The organism is Streptomyces niphimycinicus (assembly GCF_018883605.1).
In the GTDB taxonomy this organism is placed as follows: domain Bacteria; phylum Actinomycetota; class Actinomycetes; order Streptomycetales; family Streptomycetaceae; genus Streptomyces; species Streptomyces niphimycinicus.
This window is the reverse complement of the sequence record NZ_JAHLEM010000032.1, coordinates 36222-55968: the sequence shown is the minus strand read 5'-3', so window position 1 is coordinate 55968 and position 19747 is coordinate 36222. Positions and strand designations below refer to the sequence as shown.

At 71.8% G+C, this 19747-nt stretch carries 20 protein-coding genes; 10 read left to right on the top strand and 10 right to left on the bottom strand.

From position 1 onward, the window contains the following. Positions 1 to 100: 100 nt before the first annotated feature. Positions 101 to 364 (bottom strand): hypothetical protein, encoded by a 264-nt coding sequence (locus tag KN815_RS04010; protein WP_216340220.1) that lies wholly within the window; start codon positions 362 to 364, stop codon positions 101 to 103. Between the two features lie 222 nt (positions 365 to 586). On the opposite strand from KN815_RS04010, the gene KN815_RS04005 reads away from it, so the two are divergent. From KN815_RS04005 to KN815_RS03995, 3 genes are read left to right on the top strand one after another with little or no spacing between them, the layout of a single operon-like run. After that, positions 587 to 2302, top strand: coding sequence for a DUF4331 domain-containing protein (locus KN815_RS04005; protein WP_253208741.1), 1716 nt, complete (start codon positions 587 to 589; stop codon positions 2300 to 2302). Continuing rightward, positions 2275 to 3591 carry a tetratricopeptide repeat protein gene (locus KN815_RS04000; RefSeq protein WP_216340218.1) on the top strand — a complete coding sequence of 439 codons (1317 nt, stop codon included), beginning with the start codon at positions 2275 to 2277 and terminating at the stop codon, positions 3589 to 3591. The genes KN815_RS04005 and KN815_RS04000 overlap by 28 nt, the downstream gene beginning before the upstream one ends. Further along, positions 3588 to 5231: a HoxN/HupN/NixA family nickel/cobalt transporter gene (locus KN815_RS03995; RefSeq protein ID WP_253208740.1), complete on the top strand. Its 1644-nt coding sequence runs from the start codon at positions 3588 to 3590 to the stop codon at positions 5229 to 5231. The genes KN815_RS04000 and KN815_RS03995 overlap by 4 nt, the downstream gene beginning before the upstream one ends. Positions 5232 to 5324: 93 nt before the next feature. Here KN815_RS03995 and KN815_RS03990 read toward each other — a convergent pair whose 3' ends face one another. Further along, the gene (locus KN815_RS03990; protein WP_216340216.1) at positions 5325 to 6131 is read right to left on the bottom strand and encodes an SGNH/GDSL hydrolase family protein; all 807 of its coding nucleotides are present in this window, start codon (positions 6129 to 6131) and stop codon (positions 5325 to 5327) included. A 426-nt stretch (positions 6132 to 6557) separates the two neighbouring features. Between KN815_RS03990 and KN815_RS03985 the strand changes: the two genes are divergently transcribed. After that, entirely contained in the window at positions 6558 to 6890 is a 333-nt protein-coding gene (locus KN815_RS03985; protein WP_216340214.1) for a hypothetical protein, read from the top strand. A 70-nt stretch (positions 6891 to 6960) separates the two neighbouring features. Here the strand turns inward: KN815_RS03985 and KN815_RS03980 are convergent, their stop codons facing one another. Continuing rightward, a complete protein-coding gene (locus KN815_RS03980) occupies positions 6961 to 7233 on the bottom strand; it encodes a hypothetical protein (RefSeq protein ID WP_372458246.1) in 273 nt (90 codons plus the stop codon). 369 nt (positions 7234 to 7602) lie between these two features. Here KN815_RS03980 and KN815_RS03975 point away from each other — a divergent pair, with 369 nt between their 5' ends. After that, on the top strand, positions 7603 to 8715 hold the full coding sequence (locus KN815_RS03975; RefSeq protein WP_216340258.1) for a DUF5925 domain-containing protein: 1113 nt from the start codon (positions 7603 to 7605) through the stop codon (positions 8713 to 8715). A 42-nt stretch (positions 8716 to 8757) separates the two neighbouring features. On the opposite strand, the gene ddaH is transcribed toward KN815_RS03975, so the two are convergent. The 4 genes from ddaH to KN815_RS03955 form a co-directional block, all read right to left on the bottom strand. Beyond that, positions 8758 to 9534 (bottom strand): dimethylargininase, encoded by a 777-nt coding sequence (gene ddaH / locus KN815_RS03970; protein WP_216340212.1) that lies wholly within the window; start codon positions 9532 to 9534, stop codon positions 8758 to 8760. A 13-nt stretch (positions 9535 to 9547) separates the two neighbouring features. Continuing rightward, on the bottom strand, positions 9548 to 9952 hold the full coding sequence (locus KN815_RS03965) for a GntR family transcriptional regulator (RefSeq protein WP_216340210.1): 405 nt from the start codon (positions 9950 to 9952) through the stop codon (positions 9548 to 9550). A 128-nt stretch (positions 9953 to 10080) separates the two neighbouring features. Continuing rightward, positions 10081 to 10671, bottom strand: coding sequence for a TetR/AcrR family transcriptional regulator (locus KN815_RS03960; RefSeq protein WP_216340208.1), 591 nt, complete (start codon positions 10669 to 10671; stop codon positions 10081 to 10083). Between the two features lie 62 nt (positions 10672 to 10733). Beyond that, on the bottom strand, positions 10734 to 11837 hold the full coding sequence (locus KN815_RS03955) for a methyltransferase domain-containing protein (RefSeq protein WP_216340206.1): 1104 nt from the start codon (positions 11835 to 11837) through the stop codon (positions 10734 to 10736). 74 nt (positions 11838 to 11911) lie between these two features. Here KN815_RS03955 and KN815_RS03950 point away from each other — a divergent pair, with 74 nt between their 5' ends. Beyond that, entirely contained in the window at positions 11912 to 12286 is a 375-nt protein-coding gene (locus KN815_RS03950; RefSeq protein ID WP_216340204.1) for a type II toxin-antitoxin system RelE/ParE family toxin, read from the top strand. Next, a complete protein-coding gene (locus KN815_RS03945; protein WP_216340201.1) occupies positions 12286 to 12621 on the top strand; it encodes a helix-turn-helix domain-containing protein in 336 nt (111 codons plus the stop codon). Before KN815_RS03950 ends, KN815_RS03945 begins: the two co-directional genes overlap by 1 nt. A gap of 19 nt (positions 12622 to 12640) precedes the next feature. On the opposite strand, the gene KN815_RS03940 is transcribed toward KN815_RS03945, so the two are convergent. Beyond that, the gene (locus tag KN815_RS03940) at positions 12641 to 13387 is read right to left on the bottom strand and encodes an SAM-dependent methyltransferase (RefSeq protein ID WP_216340199.1); all 747 of its coding nucleotides are present in this window, start codon (positions 13385 to 13387) and stop codon (positions 12641 to 12643) included. A 236-nt stretch (positions 13388 to 13623) separates the two neighbouring features. On the opposite strand from KN815_RS03940, the gene KN815_RS03935 reads away from it, so the two are divergent. The 3 genes from KN815_RS03935 to KN815_RS03925 all read left to right on the top strand — a co-directional run bounded on the left by KN815_RS03935 (position 13624) and on the right by KN815_RS03925 (position 17689). Continuing rightward, on the top strand, positions 13624 to 14814 hold the full coding sequence (locus KN815_RS03935) for an MFS transporter (RefSeq protein WP_253208744.1): 1191 nt from the start codon (positions 13624 to 13626) through the stop codon (positions 14812 to 14814). 218 nt (positions 14815 to 15032) lie between these two features. Then, positions 15033 to 16469: an MFS transporter gene (locus KN815_RS03930; RefSeq protein WP_216340256.1), complete on the top strand. Its 1437-nt coding sequence runs from the start codon at positions 15033 to 15035 to the stop codon at positions 16467 to 16469. Continuing rightward, positions 16466 to 17689 carry an FAD-dependent monooxygenase gene (locus KN815_RS03925; protein ID WP_216340196.1) on the top strand — a complete coding sequence of 408 codons (1224 nt, stop codon included), beginning with the start codon at positions 16466 to 16468 and terminating at the stop codon, positions 17687 to 17689. The genes KN815_RS03930 and KN815_RS03925 overlap by 4 nt, the downstream gene beginning before the upstream one ends. A gap of 7 nt (positions 17690 to 17696) precedes the next feature. Here KN815_RS03925 and KN815_RS03920 read toward each other — a convergent pair whose 3' ends face one another. Together KN815_RS03920 and KN815_RS03915 are read right to left on the bottom strand one after the other, a co-directional pair. Continuing rightward, on the bottom strand, positions 17697 to 18392 hold the full coding sequence (locus KN815_RS03920) for a response regulator transcription factor (RefSeq protein WP_216340194.1): 696 nt from the start codon (positions 18390 to 18392) through the stop codon (positions 17697 to 17699). After that, the gene (locus KN815_RS03915; RefSeq protein WP_216340192.1) at positions 18389 to 19744 is read right to left on the bottom strand and encodes a sensor histidine kinase; all 1356 of its coding nucleotides are present in this window, start codon (positions 19742 to 19744) and stop codon (positions 18389 to 18391) included. The genes KN815_RS03920 and KN815_RS03915 overlap by 4 nt, the downstream gene beginning before the upstream one ends. Positions 19745 to 19747 lie beyond the last annotated feature (3 nt).

The window sequence follows — 19747 nt, the reverse complement described above, 5'->3', positions numbered from 1 at the left end:
GCGTGGGGTGGATCACAGCACGGACTCACCGGCTGGAGCGAACCGGTTGCCCCCGTGCCTGCCCGGGATGACGAACGAAGACGCCTACGGGCCGGCCGGGTCAGCCGTGGTTGCCGAACAACGTGCGGCGCAACCGGCGCAGCGGCGCGAACAGCGACACCCGCGCACCCCGGTTGTTCCTCGCACGCGTGTGATCGCGCGCGGTCAGCTCCTGCATCAGCACCGTCGCGCCCTCCGCCTCCCGCTGGGGGACGGCAGGGCCGCCCATCACCGCGAGGTGGCGCTCGAGCCGCGCGCTGGACGCACCGCTTCCGCAGTTGATCGCAGGCACTCGTGGCCTGCTTCGTACCGTTATCTGCTCCATGACACTCCCCACCCGTACGAGGGCACCCGCCCCGGGCAGAGTAACCCTACCTCCCCGAGCCGTCACCCACGCATCCCATGTTCCGGATTCACCACCGAGTCAAGGGTGTTGACGATACCTATCACCCGCAAACAAATTCCCGGGCCGACCAATCCATCCGTTCGCCGGGCCCGAACAGCCGCTTGAAGGACTGCTCCGACAAGCGTGCGAAGGACCTACAGGATGACCGCAACCACCAAGAGCATGGCCGTGCTGGTGAGCGCCGCACTGGCCGCCGGCGGGCTCACGGCCGCCGGTGTGGCCGTACTTCGGCCCGGGACGGCGCAGGCTTCGAGCCACCGCGAGGCGCCGCTGATCTCCGGTCAGCCGCAGTACGACGCCACGGACGTCTACGCGTTCGTCAGCCCGGACAAGCCGGACACGACCACCATGGTCGTCAATGTGCTGCCGTTCCAGGACCCGGCGGGCGGCCCCAACTTCTACAAGTTCGCCCATGACGCCCGCTACGACCTGCATGTCGACAACAACGGCGACGGCCAGGGCGATCTGCTGTTCCGGTGGACCTTCAAGGACCACCTCAAGAACGGCGACACGTTCCTCTACAACACCGGCCCGGTCAACTCGCTCGAGGACGCGACCCTCAACTTCACCCAGACATACGACCTCGAAGTCATCAAGCTCAAGCATCAGAAGGCCGTCGCCCGTGCCAGGCTCGGCAGCGATCTGCCGGTCGCCCCCTCGAACGTCGGCAAGGCGTCCATGCCCGACTACCAGAAGCTCCGCGATCAGGCGGTGCGGAAGATCGGCTACAGCGGGGGCTCGACCGCCTTCGCGGGCCAGGCCGACGACCCGTTCTTCCTCGATCTGCGCGTCTTCGACCTGCTGTACGGCGGCGACATGTCCGAGGTCGGCAATGACACCCTCAAGGGCTACAACGTCCAGTCGATGTCCCTCCAGGTCCCGACGTCGGCGCTGACCGAGTCCAAGGACCAGCCCGTGATCGGCGTATGGGCCACCACCCACCGCCAGACCGCCGACGGCGACTGGACGCAGGTCTCCCGGCTCGGCAGCCCGCTGGTCAACGAGGTGGTCATCCCGCGCAAGGACAAGGACAAGTTCAACGCCTCCGCGCCGTGGGACGACGGGCAGTTCCTGAAGTTCGTCCAGGAACCCGAACTCCCCAAGCTGGTGGAGCAGATCTACAAGATCAAGGCCCCGGACACCCCGCGCGACGACCTGGTGCAGGCGTTCCTCACCGGGGTGCCGGGGCTCAACCAGCCGCCGAACGTCCGCCCCGCCGAGGAGCTACGGCTCAACACCTCCATCCCGCCCACGGGCAGCCCCAAGCGGCTGGGCGTCCTGGACGGTGACAACGCGGGCTTCCCCAACGGCCGCAGGCTCTCCGACGACGTCCTGGACATCGCGCTCCAGGCCATGGAGGGCGAGCTGCTCGGCAAGAAGAACGACCTGGGCGACGCGGTGGACGCGAACGACCAGAAGTTCGGCGGCTCCTTCCCGTATCTGGCACTGCCCAGCTCCGGCTCGGACGCCAAGGCGGTCCAGAAGAGCGCCGGGCAGTCGCTGCTGAACGGCGGTTCGGGCATCGGCTCCTCCTCCGACGACAACATGGTGCTGGCCGGGTCCGCGGCGGCCGGTGGCGGGGCCGTGCTGCTGCTGGGCCTCGGATTCCTCTGGATGCGGTCGCGCCGGCGGGCTCCCGCATGCGCCGGCACTGAACCACGGGCGCCCTCGGGCCCGTATCACCGGGCGCCGCCCCGCCGACACCCGCGCGGCGGCCGCGCCCACGCCCACCACCCCTTCCGTCCCATCGCGCGTTGGCGCTCATGCGAAAGGCAGCTTTCACCATGGCTCTTCGGCCATTCCTTCCCCATACGGCCAGGACCGCGGCCGTGGTGTTCGCGCTCGCGGCCGGGCTGACCGCCACCTCGGTCGTGATCGGCGCCTCGGCCGGGCCGGGCGGGTCCGGCGGCGGCCAGGACGCCGCCCGCGGGGTGCGCCCGGCCGCCGCGCGGTACGAGCAGCTCAGCGGCGACGGCCTGGCCCGGCAGATCGGCGCCATGCAGACCCATCTGCGCGGCGAGCCGAAGGACGCGGAAAGCTGGGCCGGTCTCGGCGCGGCCTATGTCGAGCAGGCCAGGACCAGCGGCGACCCCACCCGCTATCCGCAGGCCGAGAGGGCGTTCGCCCGGTCCCTGTCCCTCCAGCCGCGCGACAACGACGTGGCGCTCGCCGGGCGCGCCTCGCTCGCCGCCGCCCGCCATGACTTCCGGGGCGCGCTGCGCGACGCCGACCAGGCCCTGAAGGTGAACTCCTACAGCCAGGGGGCGCTGGCCGTCCGGGTGGACGCCCTCGTCGAGCTGGGCCGCTACCAGGACGCGTACCAGGCCGCCAGGAAGGCCGACTCGCTGCGCCCCGGCATCCCCGTCTTCACCCGCCTCGGCTACGTCCTCGAACTGCGCGGCGACCCGGCCGGGGCGCGCCGGGTGCTGCTGCGCGCACAGGACTGCGCGACCTCGCCCAGCGATATCGCCTACGTCTCGACGGCGCTCGGCCAACTCGCCTGGAACCAGGGCGAGTACGACACCGCGCGGCGCGCGTACGCCACCGCGCTGCGCGCCGTGCCCGGCTATCTCCCGGCGCTGGAGGGCCGCGGCCGCACCTCGGTCGCGGACGGCCGCCAGAAGGCGGGGATCCGCGATCTGGCGGCGGTCGTACGGCGTTATCCGCTGCCCGCGGAGCTGGCGGCGCTGGGCGAGGCGTACGAGGCGCGGGGCGACCGCTCCCTGGCGCGGCGGCAGTACTCGGTGGTCGGCACCTGGATCACGCTCGCGCGGGCCAACGGTGTGGCGACCGACCTGGACAGCGCGCTGGTGGCGGCCGACCACGGCGAGGTGAAGGAGGCGCTGAAGGCGGCCCGCGCCGAATGGGCCCGGCGGCGGACCGTGCATACGGCGGACGCGCTGGCCTGGGCCCTGCACCGCGACGGCGAGGACGAGAGGGCCCTGGAGTACGCCGAGCGCGCCGCCGGGCCCGGCTATCGCAACGCGGCGTTCCTCTACCACCGGGGCGTCATCGAGAAGTCCCTCGGCGACGACACGTCGGCGCGCCGCCACCTGAAGGCCGCGCTCGACCTCAACCCGGGCTTCTCCCCGACCGGCGCGCGGGCGGCGAAGGCCGCGCTGAAGGCGCTGGGGGGTGCCCGATGACCCTTGCGCACCCCGCCCCGTCCCGAGCCGCCGCCCGCCCCCGAACCTTCGCGGGGGAAACCCGGGGCACGCCCCCGAGGCGGCGCACCCGTTGGCGGCTGACGGCCGCCGGTGTGCTGATGGCGGCCGTCGCGCTGGTGGTGCTGCCCACCGGGAGCGCGGAGGCGCATCCGCTCGGCAACTTCACCGTCAACCGTTACGACGGGCTGGTGGTCACCCCCGGGACGCTGCGGGTCGACCATGTCGAGGACCTCGCCGAGATCCCCTCCGCGCAGGCGAAGCCGGAGATCGACCGTGACGGCGACGACGCCCTGTCCGGGCGGGAGTTGGACGCATGGGCGGCCCGGCGGTGCGCGAGGGCGGCGGAGGGGGCGCGGCTGACCGTGGACGGGCGCCGGGTGCCCGTACGCGACGGGCACGCCCGGGCCCGCCGGCGCCCCGGCCAGGCCGGGCTGCCGACCCTGCGGGTGGAGTGCGGGCTGACGTCCGCGCTGGGGCACGGCGAACGGACGGCCGTCGCGTACCGCCCACAGGACATCGGTACGGGCCCCGGCTGGCGGGAGGTGACCGCGCAGGGCGACCGTATGACACTCACCGACGCCGACGTCCCCAAGACCTCCGCCTCCCACCGGCTGACCCGCTATCCGGCGGGGCAGCTCTCCTCGCCGCCCGATCAGCGGTCGGCCGCGCTGCGCGTCACAGCGGGCGGGCCCGCGCTCGCCGCCACGGCGGAGTCCGTCCGGGACGACGCGATCGGCTCGTCGGTGCTGCCGCGCGGTGTGGACCGCTGGACGCAGGCGCTCACCTCCATGGTGGCGCGCCATGACATCACCCTCGGCTTCGCCCTTACGGCCTTCGCCACCGCCGTACTGCTGGGGGCGATGCACGCCCTGGCCCCCGGCCACGGCAAGACGATGATGGCGGCGGCGGCCGCGGCGGGCGGGCGCGGCGCGCTGCGCGATGTGCTGGCGCTGGGCGCGTCGGTGACGGTTACGCACACCTTGGGGGTGTTCGCGCTGGGGCTGCTGGTCACGGCGGGGTCGGCGGCGGCCCCATCGGTGATCTCATGGCTGGGCATCGCGAGCGGTGTGCTGGTGGCGGTGGCCGGGGCGGGGCTGCTCCGCAAGGCACTGCGCCGCCACCGGCAGGCGCGCGCCCATCACCACGGCCACGAGCACGGTCATGACCACACGCACGACCACGACCACGACCACGCACACGACCATGCACACGGTCACACGCATTCGCACGACCACGGCGACGGTCACACCCACACCCATGAGGTGCGGCCCACTCTGCGCGGCACGCTGCTGCTCGGCTTCGCCGGGGGCATGGTGCCCAGTCCCTCCGCCGTCATCGTGCTCGTCGGCGCGGCCGCGCTGGGCCAGGCGTGGTTCGGCTTCGTCCTGGTGGTGGCGTACGGGCTCGGGCTGGCGCTGACGCTCACGCTGGCCGGGTTCGCCGCGGTGCGGCTGGGCGTGCGGGCCACGGAGCGGCTGGCGGCCCGTAAGGCGTCGGGGGGCCGGATCGACCGGCTGCTGGGGGCGGTGCGCCGGGCCTCGCCCGTCGGAACTGCCGCCGTCGTACTCGCGCTCGGGTGTGGACTGGTGCTGAGGGGGGCGGCGACCACGCTCGGCTGAGGTGGATCCGGCCCGGGTCGCCCGGTGACCACGGCCCGCGAGGAGGCCCCGACGGCCGGGGCCTCCTCCTGTGCGTGTGGTGGCGGGCGACGGTCAGGCGGCCGAGCTGAAGACCGGGAGGTAGCCACCGGACTGGCCGGCGGGGGTGGGGTGGTAGGACTCGTCGATGGGGAAGGTGACGCTGTTCAGCCAGGCGTTGCCGGAGCAGATCTCATGTCCGGCGAAGGTCGTGGTGACGTCGCCGAAGCTGAAGCCGTGGTCGGCGGCGCGCTTGGCGGTGACGGAGTTGAGCAGATCGGCACCGCTGTTGATCGCGGCGCGCTCGGTCTCGGTGAGGCCCACGATGCAGGAGCCGCCCAGCTTGTAGAACCGCGGGTAGCCGAGGACGACGACATGCGCCGAGGGGGCCTTGGCGCTGATGGCGTTGTAGACCTGGTCCAGCTTGCCGGGCAGGGTGTTCTGGACGAACGTCTTGGCGCTGTTGACCGCGTTGACGCAGGTGGACTCGGACTGGAGCACACAGGTGGTCATGATGTCGGCGAAGCCGGCGTCATTGCCGCCGATGGAGATGGAGACGAGACCGGTGCCGGAGCCCAGCGGGCCGAGCTGATTGTTCAGCACATCGCCGGTCTTGGCGCCGGAGCAGGCGGTGAAGTTGAAGCTCGAGGGGGCGTGCGCGGCGGCCCAGAGCGCGGGGTACGCCTTGCTGCTGCGCTTACAGCTACCGCTGGCGCTGTCGTAGCTGCCCGAGCCGAGGCCGGATGAGTAGGAGTCGCCCAGCGCCACATAGGCGGGGCCCGCACTGTTCTCGGTGGCATGGGCTGCGCCGGCCCCGGTGAGGGCGAGGACGGCACCGACGACGAACGCACCCATCGTCGCCGTGAGTCTGGACAGTTTCATTCGATCTCCCTAGCAGGATCACTGCTGTGCCGATATGAGGCGCGATGACCCGGTAAAGGGCAATCGCGTTCGAAACCGTCAGCCACGCCGCCAGGGATCGTTTCAGCGGTGTGACATGGCTATGTCATCCCGCGCAAACGGCCGATCTATGCGGGTAGTTGGCAAAAATCTTTCGGTACCGGGCCGATACGTCCCCAGGCCGGACGGAATGACGTCCATAGGCCGGATGGAATGCGGATGAGTCACCACGCCCCACCCCAACTCCTCCGGCGCACGACCGGCGCATAGGGCGCGACCAGCACTGATGGGCACTCAACCCGGCGCCCGCGGGTGGACCGTTCGCACGCTTTCTCCGCCTTGACGGCATCTGGCGACTGCGCGACATCGAGGCCCGGCATCCGGCGCTTTGGGGGGCAAAGAACGCCAATGCATACCATCACTGACAAGAGACCGGCGGGTGGGGACTGGCTGCCGGTGATCGCGGGGGCCGCGGTCGGCATCGCGGGCATCGGGGCGGCACTCGCGCTGACCGACATCCACTCACCGCTGCGGGCACCGTTCACGCTGTTCTTCCTGCTCGCCGCGCCCGCGCTGGCCATCGGCAGCGCACTGCGCGGACTGGACGCGCTGCTCCGCCCGGTGCCGGCGGTGGCGGGCGCGCTCGCGCTGGATCTGCTGGTGGCGCAGGCGATGCTCGCGCTGCGGCTGCTGGTCGTGGTGGTGGCGGCGCTGGCGCAGCGCTTTGTGACGATGGCGTAGCGAGCACCATGGCGTGACGAGGGCGTGGCCACCGAGGCGCACGGTGGCCACGCCCTCGTCCGGCACCGGCTCACCGCTTGAGCCAGCGCACCTCGTATCCGCCCATCCCGAACGACCGGCCGTCGACCTTCGCCTCGATCGGCCGGTCGAGGGAGTTGACGACCAGCACCGCGTCATCGTCGGCGAGCACCTGGACGTTGGGCCGGCCGTCGGCGGCGATGTCCACAGAACGGAAGGCGGTGCCGGGCGGGAACTCCCGGGCGAACCGGCCGAGCAGCGTCATCATGGGCAGCTCACGGCCGCCGCCCTTCATCCAGTCGGGCGCACAGCACAGGGTGAGCACGGGCGCGGTGCCGGTCCCGCGCGGCGCCGGTCTTCCCGCGCGCCGGCTCCGATCCGTTCCGCCCCTCGCCCGCGCCGGGCCCGCCGGAACAGGTGGCCGCCGGCAGCGCCGGCGTGACCATGCCGACGCCGAGCAGAGCGCCGGTCCGCCGGCGCCTCATTTGCCATAACCTGGGCAACCCGCCCCGTTCTCTTCCCTGACGCCCCGCAACGGGTAAGAGTATCCATGAACGCCCCCATTCCAGTGGGGTTCCGTGGAACAGCTCGGTAAACGGCCACAAACCTTGGTGCGCCCTCGCCCCCGGTCCTGGATCATGGGGCCGGGTGCGCTGACCGACGCACCGGCCCCCCCGTTCTCAGGAGGCAGACCCTGCCTACGACACCCGCCGAAGAGTCCCTTCCCATCCGGCTCAACGTTGACGACAGCGATTCGCCGTCCGATGTCGTCGACGCGCTCTTCCTGGGGCGCTTCGCGACCGGCGAGCAGCCGTACGCCCGCAGTCACTCCGTCGACCGGGTGCGGTCGGGCGTGACGCTGCTGCCGCCGTCCGCGACCGTGCTGCGCGCGGCCTGCGACGACGACCGCAGCGCGACGCTCGCCGAGGGCGACGGCTGGACCCTGCTGATCTCCCGGTGGAACCGAGGGGCCGATGTGACCGTGACCGCCGTGGACGACGCCCTGGCCGAGAAGGTGCTCCACCAGGCAGTCGACGGCGCGGAGGACGAGCCGGAACCCCAGCCGGAGAACGTGTCGATGGGCTTTTGGTACGTCTCGCCGCGCCGCGGACCGCATCGCACCTCGCGGCAGATCTCGGCCGGGACCTGGGAGGAGATCCGCGGCAACTACACGGCGCCGGTCGCGGAGGCCATGGACGGGCTGATGAAGGTCACCCCGGACGACATCGCCGGCCGCCTCCTGCTGCTGCACGGCCCGCCCGGCACCGGCAAGACCTCGGCGCTGCGCACGCTGGCCCGGTCCTGGCGGGAGTGGTGCCAGGTGGACTGTGTCCTGGACCCGGAGCGGCTCTTCACCGACGTCGGCTATCTGATGGACATCGCCATCGGCGAGGACGACGGCACGGCCAAGGGCCGCTGGCGGCTGCTGCTCCTGGAGGACTGCGACGAGCTGATCCGCGGCGAGGCCAAGCACACCGCGGGCCAGGCGCTGTCCCGGCTGCTGAACCTGACGGACGGTCTGCTCGGCCAGGGGCGCAATGTGCTGGTCGGGGTGACCACCAACGAGGACCTGGAGCGGCTCCATCCGGCGGTGGTCCGCCCCGGCCGGTGTCTGGCCCGGATCGAGGTCGGCAAGCTGACCCGGACGGAGGCGGTCGGCTGGCTCGGCGGGGAGGTGGACGACCGGGACGGTGTGATCGGACGGGACGGGGCGACGCTCGCGGAGCTGTACGCGCTGCGGCGCGGCACCCGGCCGCCTGCCGTGCCCTCGCAGCCGGGGGACGCGAACGCGGGGCTCTATCTGTGAACCGGGGCCTGAGAGCCGGGCCCCCGGGTCCCGGCTCCCAGGTCAGGCGTAAAGCTCCCGCAGCCGCACCGACAGGCAGGTCACACAGCCCTCCAGCTTCTCGAACTCGCTGATGTCCACCGGCACCGGTTCATAGCCGAGGTCGGCGAACAGCTCGGCACTGCGCGGCGCGCTCCGAGCCATCAGCAGCTTGCCGCCGCCGAGCAGCACCACATGGGCGCCGGACTCCTCGGGGACGGGGAGGAAGCGGTCGAACGCGTCGGGGTCGTCGACCAGCGGCGGATAGCCGATGACGGTGCCGTCCGGCAGCGCGGTGACCGCCGACTTGAGGTGGAGCACCTTGCTGACCGGTACGGCCACCACCCGTGTGCCCAGCGGCTCCAGCGCGGCGCGCAACTGGCGGATACCCTCGCCGTTGGTGCGTCCGCCGCGTCCCACGTAGACGGTGTCGCCGATCTTCAGGACGTCGCCGCCCTCCAGCGTGCCCGGCTCGCGGATCCGGTTCAGCGAGCAGCCGAGCCCGGTCACGGCCTCCTCGGTCGTCGCCGTCTCGGGCCTGCGGGACTCGGCTCCGGGGCGGGCGATCACCGCGACGTTCCGGTGGACGACCATGGTGTCCTCCACGAACACCCCGTCCGGGCAGTCGTCCAGCGGCGGCAGCTCCACCGTCTCCCAGCCGTGCGCACGCAGCGCCACGACATAGACCTCCCACTGCCGCAGCGCCAGCGCGGCGTCGACCGGCGTGCGGTCGATATGGGTGACAAGCCCCTCGGCGAGGCGGGGGCTGGGGCGTCGGACGAGGGCTTTGCGGCTGGTCATGGGGGACAGCATGTCAGGCGGAGCCGGCGGCGGAACTCGCAGTGGGGTCTCCGTAGGCGGCGCGCAGGGCGTCCTCGACGGCGGCGAGGGCGGCGGCGCGGTCCAGACCCAGGCGGCGTGCCCGCTGGACATAGGTCTGGGCGGCCTCGGCGGCCTGGCGCCGGGCCGCGTCGCCCGCCGCCGCGATGAAGGTGCCGTGGCGGCCACGGGTCTCGATCACACCGTCCGCCTCCAGCGCCCGGTACGCCTTGGCGACGGTGTTCGCCGCCAGCCCCAGCTCCTCGGCGAAGCCGCGTACGGTCGGCAGTTTGTAGCCCACGGGAAGCGCGCCGGAGCGGGCCAGCTCGGCGATCTGCGCACGGATCTGCTCGAAGGGGGCGGTCGCCGCGTCCTGGTCGACGGTGATCTGCAAGGCCACGTTGGGGCTCCTGGGGCGTGGGCGGGGTGGTTTGTGGCCCCCATTGTGTGCCAGGGCGGGCACTGCCCGGCCGATGGCCGATCGCCGATGACCTTATGGCCGATGACCTTATGGCTGATCGCCGATGGTCAGTGCGGTCGGCGCAGTCCCGCGATGAGCAGCTCGACCAGATGGCGTGTGTTGTAGCGGGGGTCGGCGCCGGCCCCGGCGCAGAGGCTGCCGACGCCGCGCATCAGCTCGTAGGCGTCCTGGCCGGTGCGGATCTCGCCCGCGGCGACCGCGGCGTCCAGGAGCTGGGTGCATACGGGCAGGAGCCGGTCGAGGAAGTAGGAGTGCAGGGGGTCGAAGCAGGGGTCGTCGGACTGGAGCACGGCCGCGAGCCCGTGCTTGGTGACCAGGAAGTCGACAAAGAGATCGATCCAGCGCCCCAGGGCGGCGTGCGGAGTCTCGCTGGTCGCGCGCAGGGCCGGACCGGCCTCGGCGAGGGCCTCGACCTGGTGCCGGTAGACGGCGACGATCAGATCCGCCCGCGTCGGGAAGTGACGGTAGATCGTGGCCGTGCCGACCCCGGCCTTGGCCGCGATATCGCGTATCGGCGCTTCCACGCCCGAGGCGACGAAGACCGCCGCGGCCGCTTCGAGCAGGGCCTGCTCATTGCGCCGCGCGTCCGCCCGCTTGGGCCGGGCCGCGCGCCCCGCGTCTCGATCGTTGTCGTTCACCGCACCCTTCCCTTCGCCGCCGAGTCTAACTAAACGGGACAGCGTCCCGTAACCTCTGATCGTCAGAGCGGGGTCAGCCGGCCGGGACCCTGCGGGGCATACGCGATCGGGTCGTCCGGCTCATGCCAGTGGACGGCGAAGCGGTGGCCCGCGCGATACGCCTCGAGGCCCGCGCGGCAGTACGCCACCATGTCGTCCGGCAGCGCGTCCAGCGGGAACCAGCCGAGCTCGGAGCACTTCTCCGGCTCCCGATTGACGGGCTCCTGCCCGCCCTCCCCCAGCTCCGCCTCGAAGAACCACCCCGTACGGGCCGCCCCCGTGGGCGCCTTGTGCTGGAGCACGAGGACCGCCCGCACCGCGTCCGGGCCCAGGGTGAGGCCGATCTCCTCGGCCGTCTCGCGGAGCATCGCGGTGCGGACGTCCTCGCCGTCCTCGACATGCCCGGACGGGGCGTGCAGCAGCCCATCCGCATAGCCGGTGTTGGCACGGCGGGCGAGCAGGACCTCATCCCCGCGACGCAGGATCAGATGGACGTCCACGATCTCGGTATGGCGCCGGGCCGGTGCCAGGTCGGCCACCAGGGCATACCGCTCGTCGTGCACGGCCCGCCCCCACAGCGCCGCATCCGGCGCGAGCTGCTCGACCGACAGCCGCTCCGTCAGCGGCCCGACCAGCGCGGACAGCTCGGCGGCGGGCAGCCCGACGGGATCGGACTCGCCCCACCGCCCCTCGATCAGCACCAGCCGCCCACCCGGCCGCAGCAGCCGGACCAGGCGGCGCAGCACCGCCTCCCGGTCCGGCAGCATCCACAGCAGATGCCGGACCAGGACGACATCGAAGCTCCCCTCTCCCACGGGCGGCTCCGCCGCGTCCCCGACCAGCACGGTGGCCCCCGTCCCGGCCAGCTTCGCCCGCGCCAGCTCGACCATCCGCGGCGAGCGATCGATCCCCGTCACCCGGTGCCCCCGCTCGGCCGCGAGCAGCGCGAGGCTCCCCGTGCCACATCCGAGATCGAGCACATCCCCGGCCCGCCCGGGCAGCCACCCCGACAACCGCGCGGCCCACGCCTCCCGCACGGCCGGATCCCGCAGCCCATGATCCGGCTCGTCGTCGAAGTCCGCTGCGGCGGCGTCCCAGTAAGCGGTGGTCGAGCTGTCGGCGCACATGCCGCGATGGTCGCACCCCCCACTGACAACGCCCCGCGTTGCTCATGTCGTGTACGACATATATCGTGCACGACATGAACGACGCGTTGTACGTCATCGAGGTCGAGCCCGAGGTCAGGGCCTGGCTTGAGCTCTTACCTGGCAGGCTCTACCGCAAGGTCGAGGCCTACGCCGAATTGCTGGCCGAGCTGGGACCGCAGACCCCGATGCCATATGCCCGCCGACTGCGCGAGGGGGTGGCGGAATTGCGCCCCAGCCTCGACGGCATCCAGACGCGAGTGACCTACTGGATCACGAATGACCGCCGTGTCGTACTGCTGACCGTGTTCCACAAGACCAGGGCGCATGAGGAAGCCCAGATCAACAGGGCTGTATTGGCGAAGAAGGAGTGCGAGGCCGAACACGGCCCGGCGCATACTGATTTCACTCGCGGAAAAGGGGAGCAGTGATGGAGCACAGCCGCTGGAAGCGGGCGGGCGAACGTAAGCTCGCGGAGGGGTACCAGGAGTCCGCCGAGATCGAGCAGGAGCGCCAGGAGCACCGTCTGTCCATGGCGCTGGCCAAGGTCGTCTACGACCGCCGCACGGAGCTGGGCCTGTCCCAGACCGAACTGGCCGCCCGGTCCGGGCTGACCCAGGCCAAGATCTCCCGGATCGAGGGTTCCGACTCCGTGCCCACGCTGCCTCTCCTCGCGAAGCTGGCCAAGGGGCTGAACGCGTCGCTGAACATCGCCATCGACGAGGCCGACGCACATGTGACACTCACCGCCCACGAAGCCGCCTAGGCCGGCGTCACCGTGGGGCTCAGGGGCTCTGCCGCAGGACGAGGGTGACGAAGCCGAGGGTGCCGCGGTAGCCGTTCAGCCACTGGGAGCGGTGTTCGGCGGCGACCTTGTGGGTGTCCAGGGCGTCGGGTTCGTCGGGGTGGTCCAGGGCCCAGCGGGACAGTGAGCCGGTCCAGGACCACTCGTAGTCGTCCCACTCCCCCGCCGTGCTGACGTGGCCGTAGACGGGTGTCCAGCCGTCGGCGGTGACGCGGTCCACGGTGGTGGCGAGGTCGGCGTAGTCGTCCCAGGTGGCGCCCAGGGCGGAGAGGGCGGCGGCGTCGGGTTCGCGCTCCCAGAAGCCGTCGCCCACCAGGACGTGGCCGTCCGGGGTGAGGAGTTCACGCGCCGCCGCGAGGGTGGGCAGCAGCCCGCCGAAGGCGTGCGCGGCGCCGACACTCAGCACCAGGTCGAAGCGGTGCGCCGAGGCGAAGACCGAGGCGTCCATGTCATGGAGGACCAGCCGGTCCGCGACGCCGGCTTCCTCCGCGCCCTCGCGTGCCTGCTCCAGGGCCGCGGTGTGGATGTCCACCCCCTCGGCCCGCATCCACGGATAGCGGACCAGGAGCCGCCGCAGCCAGGCGCCGCCTCCACAGCCGAGGTCGAGGGCGCGGTCGGCCTCGTCCGACACCGCCCGGTCGAGCAGTCGGGCCACCGACTCGTCGGCGAGCGGGGCGGCGATCGGGTGGTCGGCGTGCGCGAGGTGGGATCTGCGTTGACGGTCCATCCGGCACAGCCTGGCAAGGTCCGGCCCGAAGCGCACGGGATTTTGTTCGAAGTGCGATGCGCCGCCGAGGCACCGAGGCGCCGAGCACAGTGGTCGACGGTGGCCAAACTCCCTTGACGGTCCCGATGTTAGCGGTAACACTCCTCTTCGTGGACGCCGTGGAAAAGCCATCGAGCACCTCGTCGAGCACCCCTCCTCCTCCGCACCGCCCTCCTCAACTCCCCTCCCCCGCACCCCTGTTCAGCCGCGCCGCCGTGGCCGCCTCCTGTGTCGGCTTCGTTCTCATCGGCGCGTTGCAGGCGCTCTACGGGCCGTCGATCCCCGCCCTGCGCGACACCTACGGGCTTTCGCCCTCGGCCGCCGGGCTCGGCCTGAGCGCGCATTTCATCGGCGGCGTCGCGGGGGTGCTCGTCTTCGACCGGCTCTTCGGCCGGATCGGCAACCGACGGCTGCTGGGCTGGTCCTACCTGCTGATGGCGGGTGGCGCGGCCGGGTTCGCGCTCGCGCCCGCCTGGCCGCTCGCCCTGGTCATGGCGCTCCTGGCGGGGCTGGGCTTCGGCGGGATCGACTACGGGCTGAACCAGTTGTTCGCCGTCGGCTTCGGACGCAGCGGCGCCGCCATGCTCAACATCCTCAACGCCCACTTCGGCATCGGCGCCGTCCTCGGCCCGGCCCTCATCGGCCTGGTCGGGGCCGCGCACTACCCCGCCGTCTTCCTCGGCTTCGCCGCGCTCACGCTCCCGCTGGTGCTGTGTCTGGCCGGGGTGCGCGACGAGGCCCCGGCGCGCGGCGGCGACGCCGGGGCGGAAGGGGGCGCGGGGGCGGGAGAGGACGCCTGCGACGACACGGGCGCGCGCGGGCGGGTCCGCGCCCGCGGCCTGGCCACCGTGCTGGGCGCTTTCGTCGTCCTGTACGTCCTCCACGTCGCCATCGAGTCCGGCGTCGGCGGCTGGGAGCCGACCCATCTGGAGACCATCGGTTACGGGGCGACCGCCGCCGCCTCCGCGACCTCCGCCTTCTGGCTGATGATGACGGTCGGCCGCTTCCTGGTCGCCCCGCTCGCCCTGCGCTGGTCCGCTCCGGCGATCATCCTGGTGAGCTGCGCGGGGATGACCGGGTGTCTGCTGCTGGCCGGGATCCCGGCCGCGGCCCCGTACGCGTACGCGGGTGCCGGGCTGTTCATCGCGCCGATCTTCCCCACCGGACTGCCCTGGCTGCTCCGGACGGCGCCGCGCGCCCACCGGGCCGGAGCACTGGTCATGGCGGCCTCGATGGTCGGCGGGGTCGCCGCACCGCCCGCGCTCGGCATGGCGCTCGAACTCGCGGGCGTCCGCGCCGTACCGCTGATCCTCTGTGCCATCTCCACGGTGTGCCTGCTCACCACCGGGTGGTTGATCCGCGCGACCCGCCCCTTAGGGCCCTTCTGACGGATCTCCGCCAGAAGGACCCTTGGGGCCGCGGCCGAGCGCGACAACCCGCGTCGGTCTGTGGTGCGTAGGCACCAGGACGGGTGAGTGGCTGGTCCGGGTGCACCAGGGGAAGACGGCGGCGGGAGACGATGCCCTGCGGGGCGCCGGAAGGGAGGGTTGGAATGCGCGTGAATCTCGCGCATCCCCCCTGTCCGACGGTGTCTGGAAGGACGTCCATGTCCCTAGCTGTAGCTTCCCCGGTTCGCATCGGGAAGCTGTCGATCGGCGCCCTCGGCGTCTTGGCGCTCGCCCTCGGCACTCTCCAGTCAGTGGTGGAGCCCGCGCTCCCGCAGTTGCAACGTGAGCTGGGGGTCAGCCCATCCGAAGGGGCGTTGATCGGCAACACCCTGCTCATCACCGGCGCGGTCATCACACCCGTCGCGGGCAAACTCGGCGACCGCTTCGGCGGCAAGCGGGTGCTGGTCTGGCTGATGGCCGTGGTCTCGGCCGGTGGTCTGCTGGCGAGCCTGGCCCCGGATCTACCGGTGTTGTTGCTCGGTCAGATTTTGCAGGGCGTCATGGTGGGCGCGCTGCCCCTCTCCTTCATCCTGGTGCGCAAAAACCTCCCCGCGCGCGAGTCACAGGTGGCGATCGGGGTGGTCATGGCGCTGTTCACGGGCGGCGGCATGGTGGGAACGCTGATCGCCGGGCCGCTCTCGGAAAAGCTGTCCTGGCATTGGATGTTCGCGCTGCCGACGATCGCGATCATCGCCACGACGTTGGTCCTGATGCGGCTGATGCCGCATGATCCGCCGATCGCGTCGGACAGGATCGACTGGCCGGGCGTGGCGCTGCTGAGCGGCACGTTGCTCGTGTTCATGATCGGGCTCGTCAGGGTGATGGGCGATGGTCTGCCGCCCCTCGCGGTCGTTGCCCTCATCCTTCTCGTGGCCGCCCTCGCGACCGCGTGGGTCACCGTCGAGCGCCGGGCGGCCTCGCCGATGGTCGATCTGCGCATGCTGGCCAAGCCCGCGATGTGGCATTCGTCCGTGCTCACCTTGATCGTCACCACCAGCTTCGGGATGGTGGCCTTTCTGCTGCCGCAGATGTTCGCGATACCGGCCGACGGATACGGCTTCGGGCTCAGCACCACCGACATCGGACTGCTCCTGCTGCCCGGCGCCATCGCCGGGGCGGTGAGCGACTCGGTGGGCGGGGTCGTGGCGCGGCGTTTCGGTCTGCGTGCCGTGCTCGTCGGGGGTGCCGTCGTCACGACGGCCACGGCGATCGCCCTGGCGTCGCTGCACACCGCGGAATGGCAGCTCGTCGTCGCGAAGGCGCTGGCCGCGATCGCCGCGGGCGTCGCCAGTACGGCGTTGCTCACCCGCGCAGCCGCCGCCGTCGACACCGGGGACACCGGCATCGCCACCAGCCTGCTCGTGGTGACACGCGTGATCGGCGTCGCCCTGGGCTCTCAGGTCGGCGGCGCGATCCTCGACTCCGGGGCCGACTCGAGGACGGGCCTGCCGACCGAATCGGCCTTCGTCACAGGTTTCGTCACCGCCGGTCTCGTCGCCGCGTTGGCACTGCTCATTGTCCCCATCACGAAGATCCGCAGCACGCAGATCCGTAACACGCAGATCCGTAACACGCAGAATGGAGTCCAGGCATGACATCCACCGGTCCGTCGATGGACGTACGTACCACCGCGAAGCGCACCGTTCTGATCTCCGGGGCCAGTATCGCCGGGCCCGCGCTGGCGTACTGGCTGCACCGGTCCGGATGCGCGGTCACCGTCGTGGAGAAGGCAGGCGCACTGCGCGCCGGTGGCTACCCGATCGACATCCGCGGTACCGCGATCGAGGTGGTCCGGCGGATGGGGATACTGCCGCGGCTGCGGGACGCGCATATCGACTCGCGCCGCTGCACCTTCCTCGACGCCGATGGCGGCGAAGTGGCCTCGCTCAACCCGAGCGCCGTTGCCGGCGGTGTCGAGGGGCAGGACCTGGAAGTGCGTCGTGGGGATCTGGCGGCGAGCCTGTACGCGCTCGTCCGCGACGATGTGGAATTCCTGTTCGGCGACTCCATCGACACCCTCGACGAGTCCGGACAAGGGGTCGACGTCACGTTCCGCAGTGGGCAACGGCGCACGTTCGACCTGGTGGTCGGCGCCGACGGGATGCACTCGGCCACCCGGGAGGCCCTGTTCGGCCCCGAGGAACAGTTCCACCGCTACCTCGGCTACTGCTTCGCCATCTTCACCATGCCGAACACCTTCGGGCTCTCCCGCGAGGTCATGATGTGGAACACCCCGGGGAAGGCCGCGGCCCTCTACGCCGTCGGGGACGACGACGAGGTGCACGCCTTCCTCAACTTTCACCAGCCGGAACCGCCGCTGGACGCCCTCCGGAGCCCCGACGCCCAGCGGGACCTGGTGGCCACGGTCTTCGCGGGCGCGGGCTGGGAGGTCCCTCGTATGGTCGAGGCCCTGCGCGACGCGGATGACCTGTTCTTCGACACGGTCGGTCAGATCCGCATGCCCCACTGGTCCCGCGGCCGGGTCGCGCTCGTCGGCGACGCCGCGTACGCACCCTCGTTCCTCACCGGACAAGGGTCGAGCCTCGCGCTGGTCGGTGCCTATATGCTCGCGGGCACCCTGGCCACGCACCGGGATCACACCGCGGCGTTCGCCGCCTACGAACGCGACGTTCACGACTTCGTCGCCATGAATCAGGCACTGGTCGACACCGGTGGGGCCACGCTCTTCCCCACCACCGCGCAGGCGCTGGAGCAGCGCAACACCAGGCTGCGTGGCCTCGCCACCCTGCCCTCCGCGCCGCCGCGTCCGGCCCATTCGGCCCTTACGCTGCCCGCGTTCGCCACGATGCCGTGACCTCGGACTACGACAGGGGGTCGGCCCCGTCGCCGTCGGGGGCGGCGTGGGCCAGGCCCGTCCGGTAGGCGATGACGACGAGTTGGGCCCGGTCGCGGGCCTCCAGCTTCGTCATGGCGCGCTGCACATGGGCGCGGACGGTGAAGGGGCTGAGGAACATCTGCTCGGCGATCTCCTGGTTGGACAGGCCGGTGGCCACCAGCGCCACCATCTCGCGTTCGCGCGGGGTGAGCACGGCGAGCCGTTCGGCGTGGCGCGGCGGGGCGTCGGCCGGTGTGGCCAGGAAACGGGCGACCAGGGAGCGGGTCGCGGCGGGGGACAGCAGCGTGTCGCCGTCGGCGATCGTCCGCACGGCGGCCAGCAGATCCTCGGCCCCGATGCCCTTGCCGATGAAGCCGCCGGCCCCCGCGCGCAGCGCCTGCGCCACGTACTCGTCGGTCTCGTAGGTGGTGAGGATGAGGATGCGGCTGGCGCGCAGTTCCGGGTCCGCGCAGATCTCCGTGGTGGCGGCGAGACCGTCCACCTCGGGCATGCGGATGTCCATGAGCACCACGTCCGGGCGCAGTTGCCGGGTGAGTCTGACCGCCTCCCTGCCGTCGGCGGCCTCGCCGATCACGGTGATGTCGTCGGCGGAGTCGAGAAGCAGCCGGAAGGCCCCGCGCAGCAGGGCCTGATCGTCGGCGAGCAGCACTCGGAGCGTCACGGCGCATTCCCCGCCTCTCCGTAGCCGGTCCGTACGTCGTCTGTCCGCACGTCGCCGGTGCGTCCGTCGTCTGTCGCCGCGTCGGCCATCCGTCCCTCGATGGTGGTCGCTCCGTCCGTCGTCCGCGTCGGGTCCTTGGCGGGCGGGAGGGGCAGCTCGGTGGAGACGAGGAACCCGCCCTCCGGGCGCTTGCCCGCGAAGAGGTGTCCCCCGACCGCGGTGGCGCGCTCCCGCATCCCGATCAGACCGTAACCGGGCGGACGCTCCGGCATCGCGGGCACACCTCGTCCCGTGACCGCGTTCGGTCCCGTACGGGCGTCCCTTCCGTCATCGGCGACGGTGATGGTCACGCGATCGCGGTTCCAGGCCAGGCCCACCCGGGCGCTGCCGCTACCGGCGTGCTTGGTCACGTTGGTCAACGCCTCCTGGACGATGCGGTAGGCGGTGAGGTCCACTCCCGGCGACAGCGGCCTGGCCGTGCCCTCCTGGTGCACCGACACCTCCAGACCCGCGCGGCGGAAGGACTCGAGGAGGGTGGGAAGCCGGGACAGCCCGGGCGCCGGGTCGCCGGGCGTGGGCGCGTCCCCGGACTGGCGCAACAGGCCGACCGTGGCCCGCAGTTCGTCCAGTGCGTGGCCGGTGGTCTCGACGAGCTCCGTCAGGCTCTTACGGGTCTGCTCCGGGCGGGCGTCGAAGAGGTGGGCGGCGACCGATGCCTGCGCGTTGGCCAGGGTGATCTGATGGGCCACCAGGTCGTGCAGTTCCCGGGCGATGCGCACCCGCTCGTCGGCCACTCTCCGGCGCGCCTCGCTCTCCCGGCTCTTCTCGGCCCGCTGGGCCCGCTCCTCCATGGCCGCCAGATAGGCCCGCCGGCTGTACACCGCGTGCCCGAGTACGGCGGCCACCAGCGGGAACGCCGCCACCGCCGCCACCCTGCTCGCGTCCTTCCACGAGAGGGCCCCGAACAGAGGGACGGAGGCGACCAGCAGCGCCAGGGAGGTGAGCGACACCGCGCTCGTCGCGTGCCGTTCGGTGCGCGCGGTGAGCGAGTAGGCGGTGATCACGGCGGGGGCCACGATGAGCGGGCTCAGCAGCAGGCCCGAGAACGGCACCAGCACACCGCTCGCGGTGGTGACCGCCATGGCGGCCAGGGGCGCCCGGTGCCGCACCGGCAGCACGGCACAGGACACCACGGCGATGAGATAGGCGGCGGCGGGCGGCAGTGACAGCGTGCTGCCGTCTTCCTTCAGCGCGCCGCCGAGCAGACAGAGCGCGAACGCCGCCGCGGTGATCGCTCCCTCCCGCCACCACATGCCGCGTGATCGCGGGCCACCGCCACCTGTGTTCGTCATGGC